The 17,085-nt window shown below is 70.1% G+C and carries 22 protein-coding genes; 17 read left to right on the top strand and 5 right to left on the bottom strand.

Translation table 11 applies throughout. The features are described 5' to 3' along the window. Window positions 1-101 precede the first annotated feature (101 nt). The 3 genes from AB0M59_RS32005 (at window position 102) to AB0M59_RS31995 (ending at window position 1,776) form a co-directional block, all read left to right on the top strand. The gene (locus AB0M59_RS32005; RefSeq protein WP_364622653.1) at window positions 102-518 is read left to right on the top strand and encodes an anti-sigma factor; all 417 of its coding nucleotides are present in this window, start codon (window positions 102-104) and stop codon (window positions 516-518) included. Further along, complete coding sequence (locus tag AB0M59_RS32000; RefSeq protein WP_364622650.1) at window positions 515-1,294, top strand: SigB/SigF/SigG family RNA polymerase sigma factor; 780 nt, start codon at window positions 515-517, stop codon at window positions 1,292-1,294. Before AB0M59_RS32005 ends, AB0M59_RS32000 begins: the two co-directional genes overlap by 4 nt. Before the next feature lie 62 nt (window positions 1,295-1,356). Continuing rightward, window positions 1,357-1,776: an ATP-binding protein gene (locus AB0M59_RS31995; protein WP_364622647.1), complete on the top strand. Its 420-nt coding sequence runs from the start codon at window positions 1,357-1,359 to the stop codon at window positions 1,774-1,776. Here the strand turns inward: AB0M59_RS31995 and AB0M59_RS31990 are convergent, their stop codons facing one another. Then, window positions 1,777-2,268, bottom strand: coding sequence for a MarR family transcriptional regulator (locus AB0M59_RS31990; protein WP_364622644.1), 492 nt, complete (start codon window positions 2,266-2,268; stop codon window positions 1,777-1,779). Window positions 2,269-2,310: 42 nt separating this feature from the next. On the opposite strand from AB0M59_RS31990, the gene AB0M59_RS31985 reads away from it, so the two are divergent. Next, complete coding sequence (locus AB0M59_RS31985) at window positions 2,311-3,288, top strand: aldo/keto reductase (RefSeq protein ID WP_364622641.1); 978 nt, start codon at window positions 2,311-2,313, stop codon at window positions 3,286-3,288. A gap of 18 nt (window positions 3,289-3,306) precedes the next feature. After that, entirely contained in the window at window positions 3,307-3,945 is a 639-nt protein-coding gene (locus AB0M59_RS31980) for a nitroreductase family protein (protein ID WP_364622640.1), read from the top strand. Window positions 3,946-4,026: 81 nt separating this feature from the next. On the opposite strand, the gene AB0M59_RS31975 is transcribed toward AB0M59_RS31980, so the two are convergent. From AB0M59_RS31975 to AB0M59_RS31960, 4 genes are all read right to left on the bottom strand, one after another. After that, complete coding sequence (locus AB0M59_RS31975; RefSeq protein ID WP_364622638.1) at window positions 4,027-5,328, bottom strand: cellulose binding domain-containing protein; 1,302 nt, start codon at window positions 5,326-5,328, stop codon at window positions 4,027-4,029. Window positions 5,329-5,338: 10 nt separating this feature from the next. After that, complete coding sequence (locus AB0M59_RS31970; protein WP_364622636.1) at window positions 5,339-6,106, bottom strand: 3D domain-containing protein; 768 nt, start codon at window positions 6,104-6,106, stop codon at window positions 5,339-5,341. Window positions 6,107-6,243: 137 nt separating this feature from the next. After that, window positions 6,244-6,882 carry an alpha/beta hydrolase gene (locus tag AB0M59_RS31965; protein ID WP_364622634.1) on the bottom strand — a complete coding sequence of 213 codons (639 nt, stop codon included), beginning with the start codon at window positions 6,880-6,882 and terminating at the stop codon, window positions 6,244-6,246. 10 nt (window positions 6,883-6,892) lie between these two features. Then, on the bottom strand, window positions 6,893-7,573 hold the full coding sequence (locus AB0M59_RS31960) for an HNH endonuclease family protein (RefSeq protein ID WP_364622631.1): 681 nt from the start codon (window positions 7,571-7,573) through the stop codon (window positions 6,893-6,895). 178 nt (window positions 7,574-7,751) lie between these two features. On the opposite strand from AB0M59_RS31960, the gene AB0M59_RS31955 reads away from it, so the two are divergent. The 12 genes from AB0M59_RS31955 (at window position 7,752) to AB0M59_RS31900 (ending at window position 17,077) form a co-directional block, all read left to right on the top strand. Then, window positions 7,752-8,795, top strand: coding sequence for a tetratricopeptide repeat protein (locus AB0M59_RS31955; RefSeq protein ID WP_364622629.1), 1,044 nt, complete (start codon window positions 7,752-7,754; stop codon window positions 8,793-8,795). A 122-nt stretch (window positions 8,796-8,917) separates the two neighbouring features. Further along, window positions 8,918-9,538 (top strand): SIS domain-containing protein, encoded by a 621-nt coding sequence (locus AB0M59_RS31950; protein ID WP_364622626.1) that lies wholly within the window; start codon window positions 8,918-8,920, stop codon window positions 9,536-9,538. Window positions 9,539-9,585: 47 nt separating this feature from the next. After that, window positions 9,586-9,771, top strand: a complete 186-nt coding sequence (locus AB0M59_RS31945) for a HypC/HybG/HupF family hydrogenase formation chaperone (protein WP_364622898.1) — start codon at window positions 9,586-9,588, stop codon at window positions 9,769-9,771. 116 nt (window positions 9,772-9,887) lie between these two features. After that, window positions 9,888-10,571 carry an SIS domain-containing protein gene (locus AB0M59_RS31940; RefSeq protein WP_364622624.1) on the top strand — a complete coding sequence of 228 codons (684 nt, stop codon included), beginning with the start codon at window positions 9,888-9,890 and terminating at the stop codon, window positions 10,569-10,571. Then, window positions 10,568-11,617 carry a hydrogenase expression protein HypE gene (locus AB0M59_RS31935; RefSeq protein WP_364622621.1) on the top strand — a complete coding sequence of 350 codons (1,050 nt, stop codon included), beginning with the start codon at window positions 10,568-10,570 and terminating at the stop codon, window positions 11,615-11,617. Before AB0M59_RS31940 ends, AB0M59_RS31935 begins: the two co-directional genes overlap by 4 nt. 13 nt (window positions 11,618-11,630) lie before the next feature. Next, the gene (locus tag AB0M59_RS31930) at window positions 11,631-13,403 is read left to right on the top strand and encodes a nickel-dependent hydrogenase large subunit (RefSeq protein WP_364622618.1); all 1,773 of its coding nucleotides are present in this window, start codon (window positions 11,631-11,633) and stop codon (window positions 13,401-13,403) included. Next, window positions 13,400-13,918 (top strand): NifU family protein, encoded by a 519-nt coding sequence (locus AB0M59_RS31925; protein ID WP_364622615.1) that lies wholly within the window; start codon window positions 13,400-13,402, stop codon window positions 13,916-13,918. Before AB0M59_RS31930 ends, AB0M59_RS31925 begins: the two co-directional genes overlap by 4 nt. After that, a complete protein-coding gene (locus AB0M59_RS31920) occupies window positions 13,915-14,532 on the top strand; it encodes a DUF5947 family protein (protein ID WP_364622612.1) in 618 nt (205 codons plus the stop codon). The genes AB0M59_RS31925 and AB0M59_RS31920 overlap by 4 nt, the downstream gene beginning before the upstream one ends. Beyond that, window positions 14,525-15,154 (top strand): DUF6084 family protein, encoded by a 630-nt coding sequence (locus tag AB0M59_RS31915; RefSeq protein WP_364622609.1) that lies wholly within the window; start codon window positions 14,525-14,527, stop codon window positions 15,152-15,154. Before AB0M59_RS31920 ends, AB0M59_RS31915 begins: the two co-directional genes overlap by 8 nt. Next, the gene (locus AB0M59_RS31910) at window positions 15,151-16,311 is read left to right on the top strand and encodes a hypothetical protein (protein WP_364622606.1); all 1,161 of its coding nucleotides are present in this window, start codon (window positions 15,151-15,153) and stop codon (window positions 16,309-16,311) included. The genes AB0M59_RS31915 and AB0M59_RS31910 overlap by 4 nt, the downstream gene beginning before the upstream one ends. Further along, window positions 16,308-16,802, top strand: a complete 495-nt coding sequence (locus AB0M59_RS31905) for a hydrogenase maturation protease (RefSeq protein WP_364622604.1) — start codon at window positions 16,308-16,310, stop codon at window positions 16,800-16,802. The genes AB0M59_RS31910 and AB0M59_RS31905 overlap by 4 nt, the downstream gene beginning before the upstream one ends. A gap of 2 nt (window positions 16,803-16,804) precedes the next feature. Then, a complete protein-coding gene (locus AB0M59_RS31900) occupies window positions 16,805-17,077 on the top strand; it encodes a HypC/HybG/HupF family hydrogenase formation chaperone (RefSeq protein ID WP_364622602.1) in 273 nt (90 codons plus the stop codon). Window positions 17,078-17,085: the final 8 nt, after the last annotated feature.

The raw sequence follows: 17,085 nt of genomic DNA, 5'->3' as shown, positions 1-17,085 counted from the left end.
AAACGCGGGTTTGGTTTGCTCACCCCACGGGCATCTCGCGACCGGGCGTGAAGAGGACATCGCCGAACCCCCTGGAGCGCGAGCCGGAGAAAGGAACAAACGTGGAGGACAACGCCCCGCTCGTCCCGGAAGGCGCGCAGGTCATCGAGGTGCGGACGGCCGCGATCCCGCACGTCGTGCCGACGCTGCGCACGATCGTCGCGGACATCGCCATGCGCCAGGACTTCGACCTCGACGCCGTCGAGGACCTCCGGATGGCGGTGGACGAAGCCTGCTCGCTGCTGCTCCCCGCCAGCTCCGACGGCCGCCTCACCTGTGTCTTCTCGTGGAGCGGGCCGCGCATCGAGGTCTCGGTGTCGGTGCTTTCGGACACCCCCGACCACGAAGACGACTCCGGTCTGTCGTGGCAGCTGCTGACCGCGCTCGCGACGTCGGCCCAGCGCACCGTGACGCCGGAGGACGGCCGCTACCTGTCCCGGGTCGACCTCGTCCGGGAGAGCCGGGCGACGGACTCGTGAGCGATCCCGCCGGGAGCAGCGGGAGCGACCTCGACGTCGGCGCGCTGTTCACCCAACTCGCCGGGCTGCCGGCAGGCTCCGCGGAACGGGAGCGCGTCCGGGACACCCTGGTGCGCGGCCACCTGGAGCTCGCGCGCAACCTGGCCCGGAAGTTCCGCAACCGCGACGAGGCGATGGAGGACCTGGTCCAGATCGCCACGGTCGGGCTCATCCACGCCGTCGACCGGTTCGACCCCGAGCAGGGGACGGACTTCCTGGCCTTCGCCGTCCCCACCATCTCCGGCGAGCTGCGCCACCACTTCCGGGACAACAGCTGGTCGGTGCGGGTGCCGCGACGGCTCAAGGAGCTGAACGCGAACATCTCCGCCGCGCGCGAAGAGCTCACTGTGCAGCTCTCGCGGGCGCCGAAGCCCAGTGAGATCGCCGGGCGCCTCGGCGTCCCGATCGAGGACGTCTACGAAGGGCTTCGCGCCGGCCAGGGCCGCTACGGCGCGTCGCTGGACCACCTGCTCGAGAACGCGGCGCACACGCGGTTCGGGGCGCCGGACGCCGAGCTGGGCCAGGCCGAGCTGCGCGAGGCACTGCGCCCGATGCTGGACAGCCTGCCGGAGCGGGAGCGCAAGATCGTCGCGCTGCGGTTCGGGTCCGGGATGAGCCAGTCGGACATCGCGCGCCGCGTCGGGGTCTCCCAGATGCAGGTGTCGCGGTTGCTCGCCGCGACCCTGAAGAAGCTGCGTTCGGGACTGGACGAATCCGAGCTCGCCGACGGCACCTGATTAGCCGCTGAACGGCTTGGGTACCTCGCGGACGGTACCGGAACTCACTGGGAGGGGGACCGATGACGATGTCGAAGATGCCGCAGCGCACGGCAGTGCCGTCCGCGCCGCTGACGGTGCTCCTCCCCGACGACGTGACGGCTCCGGCGCGGGCGCGGCACGAGGTCCGCGCGGCCTTGCTGGGGCTCGGCCTGGACGAGTGGCAGTTGGACGACGTCCTGCTGGCGACGTCGGAGCTGGTCACGAACGCCTTCGAGCACGGTGAGTGCCCGCAACGGCTGGAGATGTCCTACTTCGAAGGACAGTTGACGCTGCGGGTCCACGACTCCGGCAGCCGGCTGCCGGAGCTGCGGGCGCCGTCCCCCGCCAAGGCACGCAGCCGCGGGCTGGTGCTGGTCCAGGCGCTGTCGGAGTACTGGGGCTTCGAGTCCTGCCCCGGCGGCAAGTTCGTCTGGGCCGTCTTCCGCCTCCCCTGCGCCTGATCAGGGCTCCAGCAGCTCCCGCGCCGCGCCGGTCTCCCCGATCCGCTGCCGGAACGGCTTCCGCTCGAGCGCTTCGACGATCGCGTCCAGCACCCCGCGCAACGGGTACGGCAGCTCCGCCTCCAGCGCCTCCGACGCCTCGGTAGTCGCCGTCCACTCCGCCTCGATCAGCGGCAGGAGTTCGCGCGTCTTCGCGGTGAGCGACACGATCCGCTGCCGGGCGTCCGTACCAGGTTCGAGGCTGACGAGCCCGGCGCGGTTCATCTGCGCGACGGTCTGGCTGGCCGCCGAGTGCGTCACGCCCATCTCCGCGGCGAGGTCGCGGATGGCCAGCGGGCCGCGCGCGAGCAGCGCCCGCACCACCCCCGAGTACCGCGGGCGGTAGTCGTCGAGGCCGATGTCGGCGAGGAACTGCGCGACGTCGCCCTCGAGGATCTCGAGGACGTGCCGCATCCGGGTTCCGAGTCCGTCCGGACCCGACGTCATGGCCATGACGGCCGATCATAGGCGGGGAGCGTGTGCTTGGATCGCGGCATGGAGAACCGGAAGATCGCCCGCCTGGGCCGCGAGGTGTCCGTCGTGGGACTCGGCTGCTGGCAGCTCGGCGCCGACTGGGGCGAGGTCGACGAGCAGGACGCCCTGGCGGTGCTGCACGCGGCGGCCGACGCCGGCGTCACCTTCTTCGACACCGCCGACGTCTACGGCGACGGGCGCAGCGAGCGCCTGGTCGGCCGGTTCCGGGCCGAGCGCGGCGACGTCTTCGTGGCGACCAAGATGGGCCGCCGGGTCGAGCAGGTGCCGGAGAACTACGTCCGCGCGAACTTCCGCGAGTGGAACGACCGGTCGCGCCGCAACCTCGGCGTCGAGACGCTCGACCTGGTCCAGCTGCACTGCCCGCCGACGCCGGTGTACTCGTCCGACGCGGTGTACGACGCCCTCGACGAGATGGTTTCCGAAGGCCGCATCAAGGCGTACGGCGTGAGCGTCGAGACGGTCTCGGAAGCCCTGACCGCGTTGACGCGGCCGAACGTCGCTTCCGTCCAGATCATCCTGAACTGCCTGCGGCTCAAGCCCCTGGAGAAGGTGCTGCCCGCGGCGGTGGCGGCGGGCGCGGGGATCATCGCGCGGGTGCCGCTGGCGTCGGGCCTGCTCTCCGGGCGGTACACGGGTTCCACGACGTTCGCCGAAAACGACCACCGGAACTTCAACCGCCACGGCGAGGCGTTCGACGTCGGCGAGACGTTCTCGGGCGTGCCGTACGACGTCGGGCTGGCGGCCGTCGAGCGGCTGCGCGGGCTGGTGCCGGCCGGGCAGACGCTGGCGCAGTTCGCGCTGCGGTGGATCGTCGACCAGCCGGGCGTGAGCACGGTGATCCCGGGCGCGAGGAACGCTTCGCAGGCCACGGCGAACACGGCGGCAGCGTCGCTTCCGCCGTTGTCCGACGAGGCGCTGGCGGGCGTCCGCGAAACGTACGACGAGCTGATCCGGCCGCTGGTGCACGATCGCTGGTAGTCCCGGCATGATGGGCCGATGATGACGCCCGAAGAGCTCCTGACGACCACCAGGACCGTCCGCAAGCGCCTGGACCTGGACCGGCCGGTGCCGCTCGACCTGGTGAAACACTGCATGCAGGTGGCCCTGCAGGCGCCGAGCGGCTCGAACACCCAGCGCTGGCAGTGGCTGGTGGTCACCGACGCCGGCCAGCGGGCGGCGCTCGGGCAGATCTACAGCCGGGCGTGCCACGAGTACCTGGCGTCGCCGAACGCGGCCGGCAAGCAGTTCGCGGACGACCCGTCGCGGGCCGCTGTGCAGCAGCGGGTCGGCAGCAGCGTCGAGTACCTGGCCGACCGGATGGGTGACGTCCCGGTGCTGGTGGTGCCGTGCCTGGAGACGGCGTCGGCGGAGCTGCCGGCGGGCAACCAGGCGGGGATGTGGGCGTCCCTGCTGCCGGCGGTGTGGAGCTACATGCTGGCGGCGCGCTCGGTGACGTTGGGGACGGCGTGGACGACGTTGCACCTGAGGTACGAGCAGGAGGCGGCCGAGGTCTTGGCGCTGCCGAAGAACGTGCACCAGGCGGCGCTGATCCCGACGGCGTTCTACACGGGCGACACTTTCAAGCCCGCGGCGCGGCAGCCCCTCGAAGAGGTGCTGCACCTCGACCGCTGGTGAGCAGCCATGAAGGCCTCCTTGCCGGGGCAGAGGGGGGACGTCGGCAAGGAGGCCGTCACGGCCTTTCGGCGGTCGGGTGGCTCAGCCCGTGTACGCCTTGAAGATGTTCGTGAACTCGTACAGCGACTGGGAAATCCCCGAGCACGTCGCGACCGCTCCTCCGCCCGGGCAGCCGCCGTTGTCGCGGCCCGCCGACCAGAAGCCGATGCTCGCCACGTGGTTCGCCTGCGCGAACGACAGCAGCTGCCGGGCCGCCGCCTGGTCTGTCACCGAACCCGTGTCGTTGCGGCCGATCATCGGCGTCAGGCCCAGGAGCGCCTTGATCTGCGCGTCGGACTTCGACGGCCAGATCGTCCTCATCTGACCCAGCGTCGCGTTCGCCGCGGACACCAGCGCGTCACCCCACGAACCGCTGTAGCCGAAGTCCATCAGCATCGGGTTGACCACCACGTTCAGCCCGCGCGCCGCCGCGTCCTGCAGGATCGACACCGAGAACGGGTCCATCCCGTAGTCCTGGCCCTGGATCCGCATCGTGTAGCTGATGTGCGTGCCGCGCTGCTGCTGCAGCCGGAGCAGGGCCTGATTGACGAGAGCCGTCGGGATCGATGCCTCCACGTCGACGTCCAGGTTGTTGCTGCCCACCGCGTCCAGCGTCTTGACGTACGCGTTGTAGAGCGCGTCCACCGAGCCGCACACGTTCTCCAGGTACGGGCCCAGCGCGCCGCCCGAAGCCACCGTGACCCCGCCGCCCATGGCCCGCAACGCGTTGACGTCGTTGATGATCCGCGAATCCAGCAGCGGGACCGTGCCGCCCCACTGCGGGTCGCAGCCGAGGCTGCTGCCCAGCGCGAAGGCGAGCGTGAAGTTCTTCTGGGCCGTCGCGTTCGCCACCGAGACCAGTGACGGCGTCGCCATCGTGATGTCGATGTACGGCGACACGCGCGCGCTGCCCCCGGTGGGAGGCGTCGTCGTGGTCGTCGGCGTGGTCGTCGGCGAAGTCCCTCCGGCGCACGGCTGGCCGTTCAGCTTGCAGTTCGCGGGCAGGCCGCTGCCGCTGACCAGGAACCCGAAGCTGGTCGACGCGCCCGCGGCGACGTTCCCGTTGTACTCGCGGTTGGCGAACGAGTGGTGCGCGCCGCTCGGGGTGTCGAGCGCGTCCCAGTAGGACCCGAGCGTCGAGCCGGCCGGCAGGTCGAACTCCAGTTTCCAGCTCGTCAGCGCGGACGTGCCCGCGCTGATCGTGTACTTGGCCTGGTAGCCGGAGCCCCAGTCGGAATCCTTGGCGAAGGCCGCCGAAGGTGCGGTGGCGGCGTTCGCCGGGGAGACGACGAGCACCGTCGCCACCGAGAGGATCGTCGCGGCGAGCGCGAGCTTGGCTTTCATGGCGTGCCTCTCAGCGCACGGTCAGGGTGAGCCGCTGGATGCCCCAGGCGTCGGCCTGCGAGCCGGGCAGCCAGACGTCGACGATGTCGTCCTTGATCCAGCTGCCGATGTCGGCCGCGTAGCACTCGCCGTAGCCCGGCACGGAGAACCTGGTGCCCCACGGGATGATCCGAGCGTCGACGGCGCAGAAGCCCGGGCCGGCGCTGTACCCCAAGGCGGTCTGCGCGACGTCGTTGTAGGACGTGACGCGGTAGTTCAGCGTGGTGCCGGCCGGGATGCGGTAGGTCGCGAGCCGGCTCGCGCCGTCGAGGCGGTACGCCGTGGAAATCTGGCCGAGCGAGCCGGGCGAGTTGTCCTCGGCCGTCATCGCGTAGAGCTGGTAGTTCGCGTTCTGGCAGGGGCTCGCGTCGGTGACGGTGAGCGTCGGCTGGCCCCAGTCGCTGATCCACTGCAGGGCCTGGCCGTTGCGGAACGCGCGGTAGGCCTTCGCGCCGGCGACGCGGGCGAACGTGAAGGTGACCTTGCCGTCGGTACCCAGGCCGCCGGCGACCGAGCCGGGCGCGGGCAGGCGGTTGCCGACGTTCACGGCGCCGACGAGCGTGCCGGGACCGTGGCCGCCGGTGACCGGGCGGTCCGGGATCGTGCCTTGGTAGAAGTGCTGGCAGGCGGGCAAAGCCGCCGCCGACGCGGGGGCGGCGGGAGCGACGAGGATGCTGCCGGCGGTGAGGGCCGCCAGCCCGAGGACCCTGGGCGATGCGCATGACGGAGAGACCTCCATGGTGGGGACCGGGGTGGAGGTGACGCAGGTGGGGAGGTGCGGGTTCGCCGCGGAACTGACGTTAAGTGGCCTGGACCACACAGTCAATAGGTCTAGACCTTTAAGTTTTCCGCTACCCCGAACGGCCCAAGTCGGACCTAGAGGTAGCTGACCAGGAGGTCGGCGATCTGAGCGGGGTGGCTCAGCGGCGCGCAGTGCGGGCCGTCGACTTCGTCCGGCTCGATGCCCAGGCGCTCCTGGGCGACGCGACGCTGGAAGTCCGGGGTGAAGAACCGGTCGTCGCGGCACAGCACCACCCGGGTCGGGACGTCCGGGTGAGCGGCCGGCGGCCACGGCTCGTCCCACTCCTTGCTCACCTGCTCGCGCCCGTGCGCCAAGCCCTGCGCAGCGAGTTCGGAAGGGACGCCGTTGAAGTACGTCTCGACGTCGCTCAACCCCGAAGGCGCCGCGAAGCCCGTGTTCCCCCACCACTGCCCCGGCTGCTCCCCCGGCGCCGGGATCATCCCGGCCAGGTAGACCAGCAGTCGCGCCCGCAGCTTCGACGCGACCAGCGGTGCCGTGAACCCGCCGTAGGAGTGCCCGACGACGGCGACGTCCGAAGCGTCCCCCAGCGCCGCCAGCACCGCGTCGGTGAAGTCGGAAAGTCCGGCTGACGAGTCGGTGATCGGCAGGTCCGGGGCGACGAAGTCGTGACCGCGGGCGACCAGCTCCGGGCCGAGCAGGTGGAAGTCCCACCCGCTGCCGCCACCCCCGTGGATCAGCGCGAACGTAGTCATGCCGGCCAGCTCAGCAGCGCCGCAGCATGTCCGTCAAGGCGGTTTTCTCCCCTTCGGTGACGGTCAGCCCGTAGTAGTGCTTCACCACGATCCAGTCGGTCGCGTAGGTGCACCAGAAGGCGACGAGCGGCGGTTTCCACTGGTCGGGCGCCTTGTCGCTCTTCTGCTGGTTCAGGTTGTCGGTGACGGCGAACAGCTGCGGCCGGGTCAGGTCGTTGGCGAACTGCTGGCGCTTCTCGGTCGTCCACGTCTTGGCGCCGCTGGCCCAGGCCTGCCCGAGCGGGACCATGTGGTCGATGTCGAGGTCGGTCGCCTTGGTCCAGGTCTCGTCGTCGTAGACGCTGGTCCACGTCCCGGACGTCGCCTTGCAGTCCTGGTCCGTCCGCACGTCCTTGCCGGCGCGCTTGAGGACGACTTCGCGGGTGTCACAACTGGCGCCCTGACTGGCCCAATGCGGGAACTTCTCGCGCGAGTAGCCGTCCATGGACGTCCGCGCGGCGATGGTCAGCTCGCCGAGCTGCTTCTGCGCGTCGGCCGCGGAGACCGGAACCGGTGCCGGGGACGACGACGGCGGCGGGGTCGCGCCGGAGCTCCTGCTCGTCGCCCAGTAGCCGAAGAGAGCGATCGCCAGGACCGCGACTACCAGCAGAGATCGCTGCGTCACGCTGAGCCGAAAACCGCGGGCCGCCAAGATTTTCTCCTCTCACCTGCGCGTGCGCGCCGCGTAGTCTCACCTCCGCCGACGTGGGAAAACCGCGCCGACACGACAACCTGGCGCGAATGTGATCTCGCCCACCCATGGCGGAGATGTCACACCGAGCCGATCATCTGCGACTACCGGAGCAGGACCCATCCGGAGGGAGCAGCCGATGCCCGGCCGGCTCAAAAAGTTCGACGAGTTCTTCCAGCGCAAAGCTGCCGAGGGCGGCAACGTCGTCGCCATGGCCCGCATGGGGTCGGCGATGCGCGAACGCGGTGACCTCGCCGAGGCCGAGACGTGGTTCCGCAAGGCCGCCATGGGCGGCGACCGCGTCTCGATGACCTCGCTCGCCCACCTGCTGGCCGAGCGCGGCGTCCACGACGAGGCCGAGCGCTGGTACCACGAGGCCGCCCTGGCCGGCGAGCCGCACGGGATGCTGAACCTCGCCCGCTCCTACGAGCGGCGCGGCAAGCGCGAAGACGCCCAGCACTGGTACGGCGAGGCGGCCCGCACCGGCGACCTGCCGTCGATCGCCGCGCTCGGGCACCTGCTCCGCGAGCAGCACCGGACCGAAGAGGCCGAGTCGTGGCTGCGACAGGCCGCCGACGCCGGGTTCACCGGCGCGATGATCGACCTGGGCATCGTGCTGCGCGACCGTGGCCAGGCCGCCGAAGCGTCCCGCTGGTGGCGTTCGGCCGTGCTGGCCGGCGACCTCGCGGCCACCTGCCAGCTGGGCAGGCAGGCCGAACGGCTGGGCCGGCCCGGCGACGCCGAGTCGTGGTACCGCCAGGGCGCGACCGGCGGGCACGTCGAGGCGATCGTCCGGCTCGGGCTGCTGCTGCACCGTCGCGGCGACCTCGAAGAAGCCGAGAACTGGTACCTCGACGCCGCCGAGCGCGGCGACCCCGCGGCGATGACCAACCTCGGCGTGCTCGCCCGCAACCGGGGCGACGAGGGCGAGGCCGCCGCCTGGTACCGCAAGGCGGCCGAACACGGCAGCGTCCCGGCGCTCACCAACCTCGGGCACCTCGCCGAGCACCGGGAAGACCTCGCGGAAGCCGAGCAGTGGTTCCGGCGGGCCGCGGAGACGGGCGACGTCCAGGGCATGCTCAGCCTCGCCCGGATGCTGCGGTCGCGCGGGTCCGGCCATGAGGCCGAACAGTGGCTCGCCCGGGCGGAGCACCTGCAGGACGACCGCGAGCACCACGTCTGAGCGACCGATCAGGCTCACCCACTGGGCGCAGACCACCCTCGGCTCTCTTGTGTGATCCATCTCACACCTCTAGCCTGAGATGAGCTCCCACCACCGAGCAGTCGCCCCGAGGAAGTGCCGCGATGTCGTGGTCACCGAATCACCCGGACTCCGTCGACGCCCTCTTCGCGCGCCGCAAGGCACCCGTGCTCGCTCTCGCCGAAGACGCGCACACGGTCGCCGAGGCGTGCCACGGCATGGCCCGCCGGTTCCACCGCGGCGGCAAGCTCGTGGTGTTCGGCAACGGCGGCCCCAGCACCGACGCCCAGCACGTCGCGGTGGAGTTCGTCCACCCGGTGATCGTGGGCAAGCGCGCGCTGCCGGCGCTCTCGCTGACCGCCGACGTCGCGACGGTCACCGGCGTCGCCAACCGCGTGGGCCTCGAAGACGTCTTCGCCCACCAGCTGCGGATCATCGGCGAACCCGCCGACATCGCGCTGGGCATCTCCACCGACGGCGCCTGCGCGAACGTCCGGCGCGCCCTCGAAACGGCTCGGGACCTCGGGATGTTCACCGTCGCGCTGACCGGTGGCGACGGCGGGGCGATCGCCGCCACCCCCGGGCTCGACCACGTCCTCATCGCCCGCTCGGCCGACCCGCGCGTCGTCAAGGAGGTCCACGTGACCACCTACCACGTGCTGTGGGAGCTGGTGCACGTCTTCTTCGAGCAACCCGGTCTGCTGACCCCGGAGGTGGCGTCGTGAGCGCCCGTGACGCCGACAGAGCAACCGGCCCCGTCTGCCACGACGGGGTGTGCATCACCTGCTCCGACACCGCGGTCGAGGTGACCGTGGTCGAGCTCCTCGAAGACGAGTTCGCCGTCGTGGACACCGGATCCACCCGGGAAGAGGTCAGTGTCGCGCTGGTCGAGGCCGGCGTCGGCGACCGCATCCTGGTGCACGCCGGGGAAGCCATCGCACGCTTGGAGAGTTCCTGATCCGGCCAAAAGCAGGCCGGCCGCCTAGCGGCAGCAACCGTTGCTACGAAAGCCATCCGGCCGTGACTGTGGTCGGATCAGGAACAACAGCACAGCCTAGCCGCGGGAGAATCGGCATGACGCGGGAACACCCCGTCACCGACGGTCTCGAAGCGCTGTACCCGTTCCTGTACTCGGGCACGAGCGACCTCGACGCCGTCCTCCGCCAGGTCGAGCAGTCCACTGTGGACAAGGTGCGCGAGATCGTCGCCCTGCGCGCCGACGTCCTCGCCGCCGACCGCGACCGGTTGTTCGCGTGTGCGCAGGACCTCGCGCGCGCGTTCGCCGGCGGCGGCCGGCTGCTCGCGTTCGGCAACGGCGGGAGCTCGACCGACGCGCAGGACCTCGCCAGCCTGTTCTTAAGCCCGGCGGGCGACGCGAAACCGTTGCCCGCCTTCGGGTTGACGAACGACATCGCGGTGGTGACCGCCCTGTCCAACGACATCGGGTTCGACGTTGTGTTCGCCCGGCAGATCGGCGCGTTCGGGCGGTCCGGCGACATCGCCGTGGGCCTGTCCACCAGCGGGAACTCCGCGAACCTGGTGCGCGCCTTCGACGAAGCCGCGCGCCGCGGCCTGGTGACCGTCGGCATCGCCGGCTACGACGGCGGGAAGATGGCCGAGCTGGACAGCATCGACCACCTCTTCGTCGTCCCGTCACCGTCCGTGCACCGCATCCAGGAAGCCCAGACGACCCTTTACCACGCGCTGTGGGAGCTGACCCTCGGCGCGCTCGACGACCCCGGGGTTGAACAGCCGTGACGCATGCGCAGCAAGAAGAGCAGCCCATCCACATCCTCTGGATCAACGCCGGCCTGTCGTGCGACGGCGACTCCGTCGCACTGACCGCCGCCACGCAACCGAGCATCGAGGAAATCGTCCTCGGCGCTTTGCCCGGCTTGCCCAAGATCGCGGTCCACTGGCCGTTGATCGACTTCGAATGCGGCCCCGACAAGGGGGCCGACACGTTCATCGAGTGGTTCTACAAAGCCGACCGCGGCGAGCTGGAACCGTTCGTGCTGGTCGTCGAGGGTTCGATCCCGAACGAGGCGATCAAGGAGGAGGGCTACTGGTGCGGGTTCGGGAACAACCCCGAGACCGGCCAGCCGATGACGACCAGCGAGTGGCTGGACCGCCTGACGCCGAAGGCCCTCGCCGTGCTGGCCGTCGGCACCTGCGCCACCTACGGCGGCATCCACGCGATGGAGGGCAACCCGACCGGCGCGATGGGCGTGCCCGATTACCTGGGCTGGGACTGGAAGTCCGGCGCCGGCATCCCGATCGTCTGCGTGCCCGGCTGCCCGACCCACCCGGACAACCTGTCCGAGACCATCACCTACCTGCTCTACCAGGCCGCCGGGCAGGCGCCGATGATCCCGCTCGACGACCACCTGCGGCCGCAGTGGCTCTTCGGCGCGACCGTGCACGAGGGCTGCGACCGCGGCGGCTACTACGAGCAGGGCGAGTTCGCCACCGAGTACGGCTCCCCGAAGTGCCTGGTGAAGCTGGGCTGCTGGGGACCGGTCGTGAAGTGCAACGTGCCGAAGCGCGGCTGGATCAACGGCGTCGGCGGCTGCCCGAACGTCGGCGGCATCTGCATCGGCTGCACCATGCCGGGCTTCCCGGACAAGTTCATGCCGTTCATGGACGAGCCGCCGGGCGCGCAGGTGTCGTCGCTGGCCAGCGGCGCGTACGGGTCGGTGATCCGGCGGCTGCGGAAGATCACCGAGCGCAAGCTCGACAAGGAGCCCAAGTGGCGGCGCACGGGCGAGAAGCTCAAGACCGGCTACAAGTCCTCGTGGCGCTGAAAGGGGCCTGGTCATGACCGAAATGAAGGACAAGACCGACCTCGTCGAGATGGCGTGGGACCCGATCACCCGGATCGTCGGCAGCCTCGGGATCTACACAAAGATCGACTGGGCGCAGAAGAAGGTCGTCGAGTGCCACAGCACGTCGTCGGTCTTCCGCGGCTACAGCATCTTCATGAAGGGCAAGGACCCGCGCGACGCGCACTTCATCACCAGCCGGATCTGCGGGATCTGCGGCGACAACCACGCGACGTGCTCGGTCTACAACCAGAACATGGCCTACGGCGTCCGTCCGCCGCACCTCGGCGAGTGGATCATCAACCTCGGCGAGGCCGCCGAGTACATGTTCGACCACAACATCTTCCAGGAGAACCTGGTCGGGGTCGACTATTGCGAGAAGATGGTCGCCGAGACCAACCCCGGCGTCCTCGAGCTGGCCAACCGCACCGAAGCGCCGCACGCGGGCGACCACGGCTACCGCACCATCGGCGACATCATGCGCTCGCTGAACCCGCTCGAAGGCGAGTTCTACCGCGAAGCCCTGCAGGTCTCCCGCAGCACGCGCGAGATGTTCTGCCTGATGGAAGGCCGGCACGTCCATCCGTCCACTTTGTACCCCGGCGGCGTCGGCACGGTGGCGACCGTGCAGCTGTTCACCGACTACCTGACCCGGCTGATGCGCTACGTCGAGTTCATGAAGCGCTGCCTGCCGATGCACGACGACCTCTTCGACTTCTTCTACGAAGCCCTGCCCGGCTACGAAGAGGTCGGCCGGCGGCGGATCCTGCTCGGCTGCTGGGGCAGCCTCAACGACCCCGAGTACTGCGACTTCACCTACGAGAACATGGAGTCCTGGGGCCGGAAGATGTTCGTGACGCCGGGCGTCGTCGTCGACGGCAAGCTCGTCACGACCAGCCTGCTCGACATCAACCTCGGCATCCGGATCCTGCTCGGCAGCTCGTTCTACGAGGACTGGGCCGACCAGCCGATGTTCGTCACGCAGGACCCGCTGGGCAACCCGGTCGACCAGCGCCACCCCTGGAACCAGCACACCATCCCGCGCCCGGCCAAGCGCGACTTCGACGGCAAGTACTCGTGGACGATGTCGCCGCGCTGGTTCGACGGCAAGGACCACCTCGCCCTCGACACCGGCGGCGGCCCGATCGCCCGCCTGTGGGTGACCGCGCTGGCCGGGCTCGTCGACACGCCGTACCTGAAGTCGACCGGCCACAGCGTCGTGATCAACCTGCCGCGCACGGCGACCAAGCCCGAAGTCACCTTCGAGTGGAAGATCCCGAAGTGGAGCAACGCGCTCGAGCGCAACCGCGCCCGGACGTACTTCCAGGCGTACGCGGCCGCGCTGGCGTTGCACTTCGCCGACCAGGCCCTCGGTGAGGTCCGCCAGGGCAACACGAAGACGTGGGAGCCGTTCAAGGTCCCCGACGAAGGCGTGAGCTGCGGCTTCACCGAAGCGGTCCGCGGCGTGCTCTCGCACCACATGGTGATCAAGGGCGGCAAGATCGCGAACTACCACCCGTACCCGCCGACGCCGTGGAACGGCAGCGTCCGCGACAGCTTCGGCACGCCGGGGCCGTACGAGGACGCCGTGCAGAACACGCCGATCTTCGAGGAGAACACGCAGGAGAACTTCAAGGGCATCGACATCATGCGCGCGGTCCGCAGCTTCGACCCGTGCCTGCCTTGCGGCGTCCACATGTACACCGGGTCCGGGAAGGTCATCGAGCGGCTGCACACCCCGCACGCGTTCGGCGGGGAGCTCGGATGACCGAGGTCGACCGGGTCGGCGAGCGCATCGAGCAGCTGCTGGGCGAGTTCTCCGGCGAAGACGCCGAGCTCGCCGAGGACCTCGTCCACACGCTGCTCGAGTTCTACGGCGCCGGCCTGGCCCGGATCGTCGAGGTCGTCGACCGGCCGTTGCTCGACCGCCTCGCGGAAGACGACCACATCCGCGGCCTGCTCGTGCTGCACGACCTGCACCCGAGGTCGACGCACGAGCGGGTCACCGAGGCGCTCGACAAGGTCCGGCCGTACCTGGGTTCGCACGCCGGTGACGTCGAGTTCGTCGAGATAGCCGACGGTGTCCTGCGGTTGCGGCTGCAGGGCACCTGCGACGGCTGCCCGTCGTCGACGGTGACCGCGAAGTACGCCATCGAGCGCGTGGTCCGGGAAGCGGCGCCGGAGATCTCCGACGTCGTCGTCGAGGGAGTCGTACCGGAAGAGACCGGTCCGGGCGGCCGGCCGCTGCTGCCGTTGGTCCCGTGTCCCGTGGAGGTCCCGTGACGGGCGGCCTGCGCAGGTTCCGCACTCCCGCCGCTCGCCCCGCGCCGGGCGAGCGGTGCGAGATGTGCGCGGAACCGATCAGCGCGGAGCACGGGCACGTCATCGACCTCGAGTCCCGGACGATCCTGTGCACCTGCCGGGGCTGCTACCTGCTCTTCACCCACCGCGGGGCAGGCGGGAAGCGGCACCGGGCGGTGCCGGACCGGTTCCGGCACGTGCCGCGGTTCGGGCCGGGGACGGCGCTGTGGGAGTCGGCCGGGATCCCGGTGAAGACGGCGTTCCTGTTCCGCAACTCGGTGCAGGACCGCCCGGTCGCGTTCTACCCGAGCCCGGCGGGGGCGACCGAGTCGCTGCTGCCGCTCGGCACGTGGGACGAGCTGCTGGCGGGCACGCCGGCCTTCACCGACATCGCCGACGACGTCGAAGCCCTGCTGATGAACAAGCTCGACCTGGGCTTCGAGTGCTTCCTGGTACCGATCGACGTCTGCTACGAGCTGGTCGGGCTCGTCCGGACGACGTGGCGGGGCTTCGACGGCGGCACCGAGGCGCACGAGGCGATCGACGGGTTCTTCGCGCACCTGCGGGCGCGCAGCGAGGTCGTGGCCGATGGCTGAGCTGACCTTCGACTGCATCGACGTCCGGCCGCTGAAGTACGCCGCGTCGCCGACGCTGGCGTTCAAGCTGCGGATCTCCGAGCTGACCGGGCAGCCCGTCCACGCGATGGTGCTGCGCGTCCAGATCCGCATCGAACCGCAGCGCCGCCGGTACGCCGACGACGAGTCGGAGCTGCTCACCCACCTCTTCGGCGAGCGCTCCCGGTGGGGCGAGACGCTGAAGCCGTTCCAGTTCACGACGATCTCGGTGACCGTGCCGGGGTTCTCCGGCGCCACCGAGGTCGACGCCGAGGTGCCGTGCACCTACGACCTCGAAGTCGCGGCCGGCAAGTACTTCCACGCGCTGACCGAGGGTGTCGTGCCGATGGTGCTGCTGTTCAGCGGGACCGTGTTCGGCAAGGGCGGGCCGGGGTTCTGGGTCGAGCAGGTGCCGTGGCACACGCAGGCCGAGTGCCGGATGCCGGTGACCGTCTGGGACGAGCTGATGTCCCGCTACTTCCCGAACGTCGCGTGGATCAAGCTGCCGCGCGAGACGGTGGACGCGCTGCTCAAGTACAAGGCGCGGCACGCGATCCCGACCTGGGAAGCCGCCGTCGAGCAGCTGCTGGCCGGTGCGCCGTGAACGTTCTCGACCAGGCCCGCGCGGTCGGTGACGCCGTGCTCTACGAGGGCTACCTCCTCTACCCGTACCGGGCGTCGGCGGGGAAGAACCGCGTGCGCTGGCAGTGGGGTGTGCTGGTGCCGCCGTCGTACGCGTCGGCGGAGATCGGCGAGCACGCGTCGGCGCGCGTCGAGTGTGTTCTCGAACCGTTGGAACACACGATCCTGCGCGTCAAGCTGCGGTTCCTGCAGGCCCGGACCCGGCTCGTCCAGGACACGACGTGGGACGAAGCTGTCGAGCACGAGATCGACTTCGAGCTGCCGCTTTCGGAACTCCCGGTCGAGACGCCGTTCCCCGTGCCGGTCGGCGAAGACGGCACGCACGAGCTGTCCGGCATCCTCACCGCCCGGGTCGACCCGGGCGACGGGCCGTTCGGCGGGACCCGGCTGCGCGTGGACCTGCACAACACGACGTCGTGGCACTCCGACGGCGTCCGCGAGCACGCCCTGCGCCACGCACTGCTCGCCGCCCACCTCGTGCTCAGCGTCGACACCGGGCACTTCCTGTCGATGCTGGACCCGCCGGAGTGGGCGAAACCGGCGGTCGAAGCCTGCCGGCAGGAGCGGCTGTGGCCGGTGCTGATCGGCGACACCTCGCGCAGCACGGTGATGCTCGCGTCGCCGATCATCCTCTACGACGACCCGGCGATCGCGCCGGAAAGCCCGGGTGACCTCTTCGACGGCACCGAGATCGACGAGATCCTCACGCTGCGCACGATGACCCTGACCGACGAGGAAAAGCGCGAGGCCCGGGCCACCGACCCGCGCGCGGCAGCCATCGTCGACCGCGTCGACACGATGCCGCCCGAGCTGCTCGAACGGCTGCACGGCGCGGTCCGGTCCCTGCGGCCGGTCAAGCCTTCGGTGACCGTCGCCGGGGTGCGGGTCGCCGAAGGGTCGAAGGTGCGCCTGCGGCCGAACCTGCGTGGCGCCGACGCGCAGGACATGTTCCTCACCGGCAAGACCGCCACCGTCCGGGTCGTTCTGTCCGATGTGGACGGTGTCACGTACGTCGCGGTGACCCTCGACGACGACCCGGGCGCCGACCTGCAGCACACGCACGGCCGGTACCGGTACTTCTCCCCTGACGAGATCGAGCCCTTGGAGGTCACGGAATGAGGCCACGAGTCCTGGTCGCCGGTATCGGCAACATCTTCCTGAGCGACGACGGCTTCGGCGTCGAGGTCATCAAGGAGCTGGAGGGCACCGACCTGCCGCCCTGGGTGCAGATCGCCGACTACGGCATCGCCGGCATGCACCTCGCCTACGACCTGATGGGCGGCTACGACACGACGATCCTGCTCGACGCCACCCCGCACGGCCGGCCACCCGGCACGCTCTCGCTCATCGAGGCCGACACCGAGGACCTGGCGACGTCGTCGATCGACGCGCACGGCATGCAGCCGGACGCGGTGTTCCGGCTGCTCAGGTTGCTCGGCGGCGACGCCGGGCGGGTCCTGCTCGTCGGCTGCGAACCGGCCTGCCTCGACGAAGGGATCGGGCTGTCACCCGAAGTCACCGCGGCCATTCCGGCCGCGGTCCGCGCCGTCACCGAGCTCGCCTGGGGAACCAGTCCGGAGCTGCCGCTCAAGGAGAAGACGGAGGTCTGACCATGTGCCTCGGGATCCCGGGCGAGATCATCGAAATCAGCGAGGAGCGCCCGGACCTCGCGAAGGTGTCCGTGAGCGGTGTCAAGCGCACCATCAACATCGGCCTGCTCGAGGACGACCCGCCGAAGCCCGGCGAGTGGATCCTCATCCACGTCGGCTTCGCTCTGTCCAAAATAGACGAAGAAGAGGCCGCGGCCGCCCTCGACTTCCTCGAAAGCATCGGCAAGGCGTACGAAGACGAAATGGCCGCGCTCTTGGAATCCCGGATCGAGTAGGAGTCGTC

The sequence above is a fragment of the Amycolatopsis sp. NPDC051371 genome (assembly GCF_040682155.1).
In the GTDB taxonomy this organism is placed as follows: Bacteria; Actinomycetota; Actinomycetes; order Mycobacteriales; family Pseudonocardiaceae; genus Amycolatopsis.
Note: the sequence above shows the minus strand (reverse complement) of the source record. Positions and strands in the feature narration are given on the sequence as shown.

Coding starts and splice junctions, on each gene's coding strand:
- AB0M59_RS31995 (WP_364622647.1), top strand. CDS start 1,357: ATGACGATGTCGAAGATGCCGCAGCGCACGGCAGTGCCGTCCGCGCCG.
- AB0M59_RS31990 (WP_364622644.1), bottom strand. CDS start 2,268: ATGGCCATGACGTCGGGTCCGGACGGACTCGGAACCCGGATGCGGCAC.
- AB0M59_RS31985 (WP_364622641.1), top strand. CDS start 2,311: ATGGAGAACCGGAAGATCGCCCGCCTGGGCCGCGAGGTGTCCGTCGTG.
- AB0M59_RS31980 (WP_364622640.1), top strand. CDS start 3,307: ATGATGACGCCCGAAGAGCTCCTGACGACCACCAGGACCGTCCGCAAG.
- AB0M59_RS31975 (WP_364622638.1), bottom strand. CDS start 5,328: ATGAAAGCCAAGCTCGCGCTCGCCGCGACGATCCTCTCGGTGGCGACG.
- AB0M59_RS31970 (WP_364622636.1), bottom strand. CDS start 6,106: ATGGAGGTCTCTCCGTCATGCGCATCGCCCAGGGTCCTCGGGCTGGCG.
- AB0M59_RS31965 (WP_364622634.1), bottom strand. CDS start 6,882: ATGACTACGTTCGCGCTGATCCACGGGGGTGGCGGCAGCGGGTGGGAC.
- AB0M59_RS31955 (WP_364622629.1), top strand. CDS start 7,752: ATGCCCGGCCGGCTCAAAAAGTTCGACGAGTTCTTCCAGCGCAAAGCT.
- AB0M59_RS31950 (WP_364622626.1), top strand. CDS start 8,918: ATGTCGTGGTCACCGAATCACCCGGACTCCGTCGACGCCCTCTTCGCG.
- AB0M59_RS31940 (WP_364622624.1), top strand. CDS start 9,888: ATGACGCGGGAACACCCCGTCACCGACGGTCTCGAAGCGCTGTACCCG.
- AB0M59_RS31930 (WP_364622618.1), top strand. CDS start 11,631: ATGACCGAAATGAAGGACAAGACCGACCTCGTCGAGATGGCGTGGGAC.
- AB0M59_RS31925 (WP_364622615.1), top strand. CDS start 13,400: ATGACCGAGGTCGACCGGGTCGGCGAGCGCATCGAGCAGCTGCTGGGC.
- AB0M59_RS31915 (WP_364622609.1), top strand. CDS start 14,525: ATGGCTGAGCTGACCTTCGACTGCATCGACGTCCGGCCGCTGAAGTAC.
- AB0M59_RS31905 (WP_364622604.1), top strand. CDS start 16,308: ATGAGGCCACGAGTCCTGGTCGCCGGTATCGGCAACATCTTCCTGAGC.
- AB0M59_RS31900 (WP_364622602.1), top strand. CDS start 16,805: ATGTGCCTCGGGATCCCGGGCGAGATCATCGAAATCAGCGAGGAGCGC.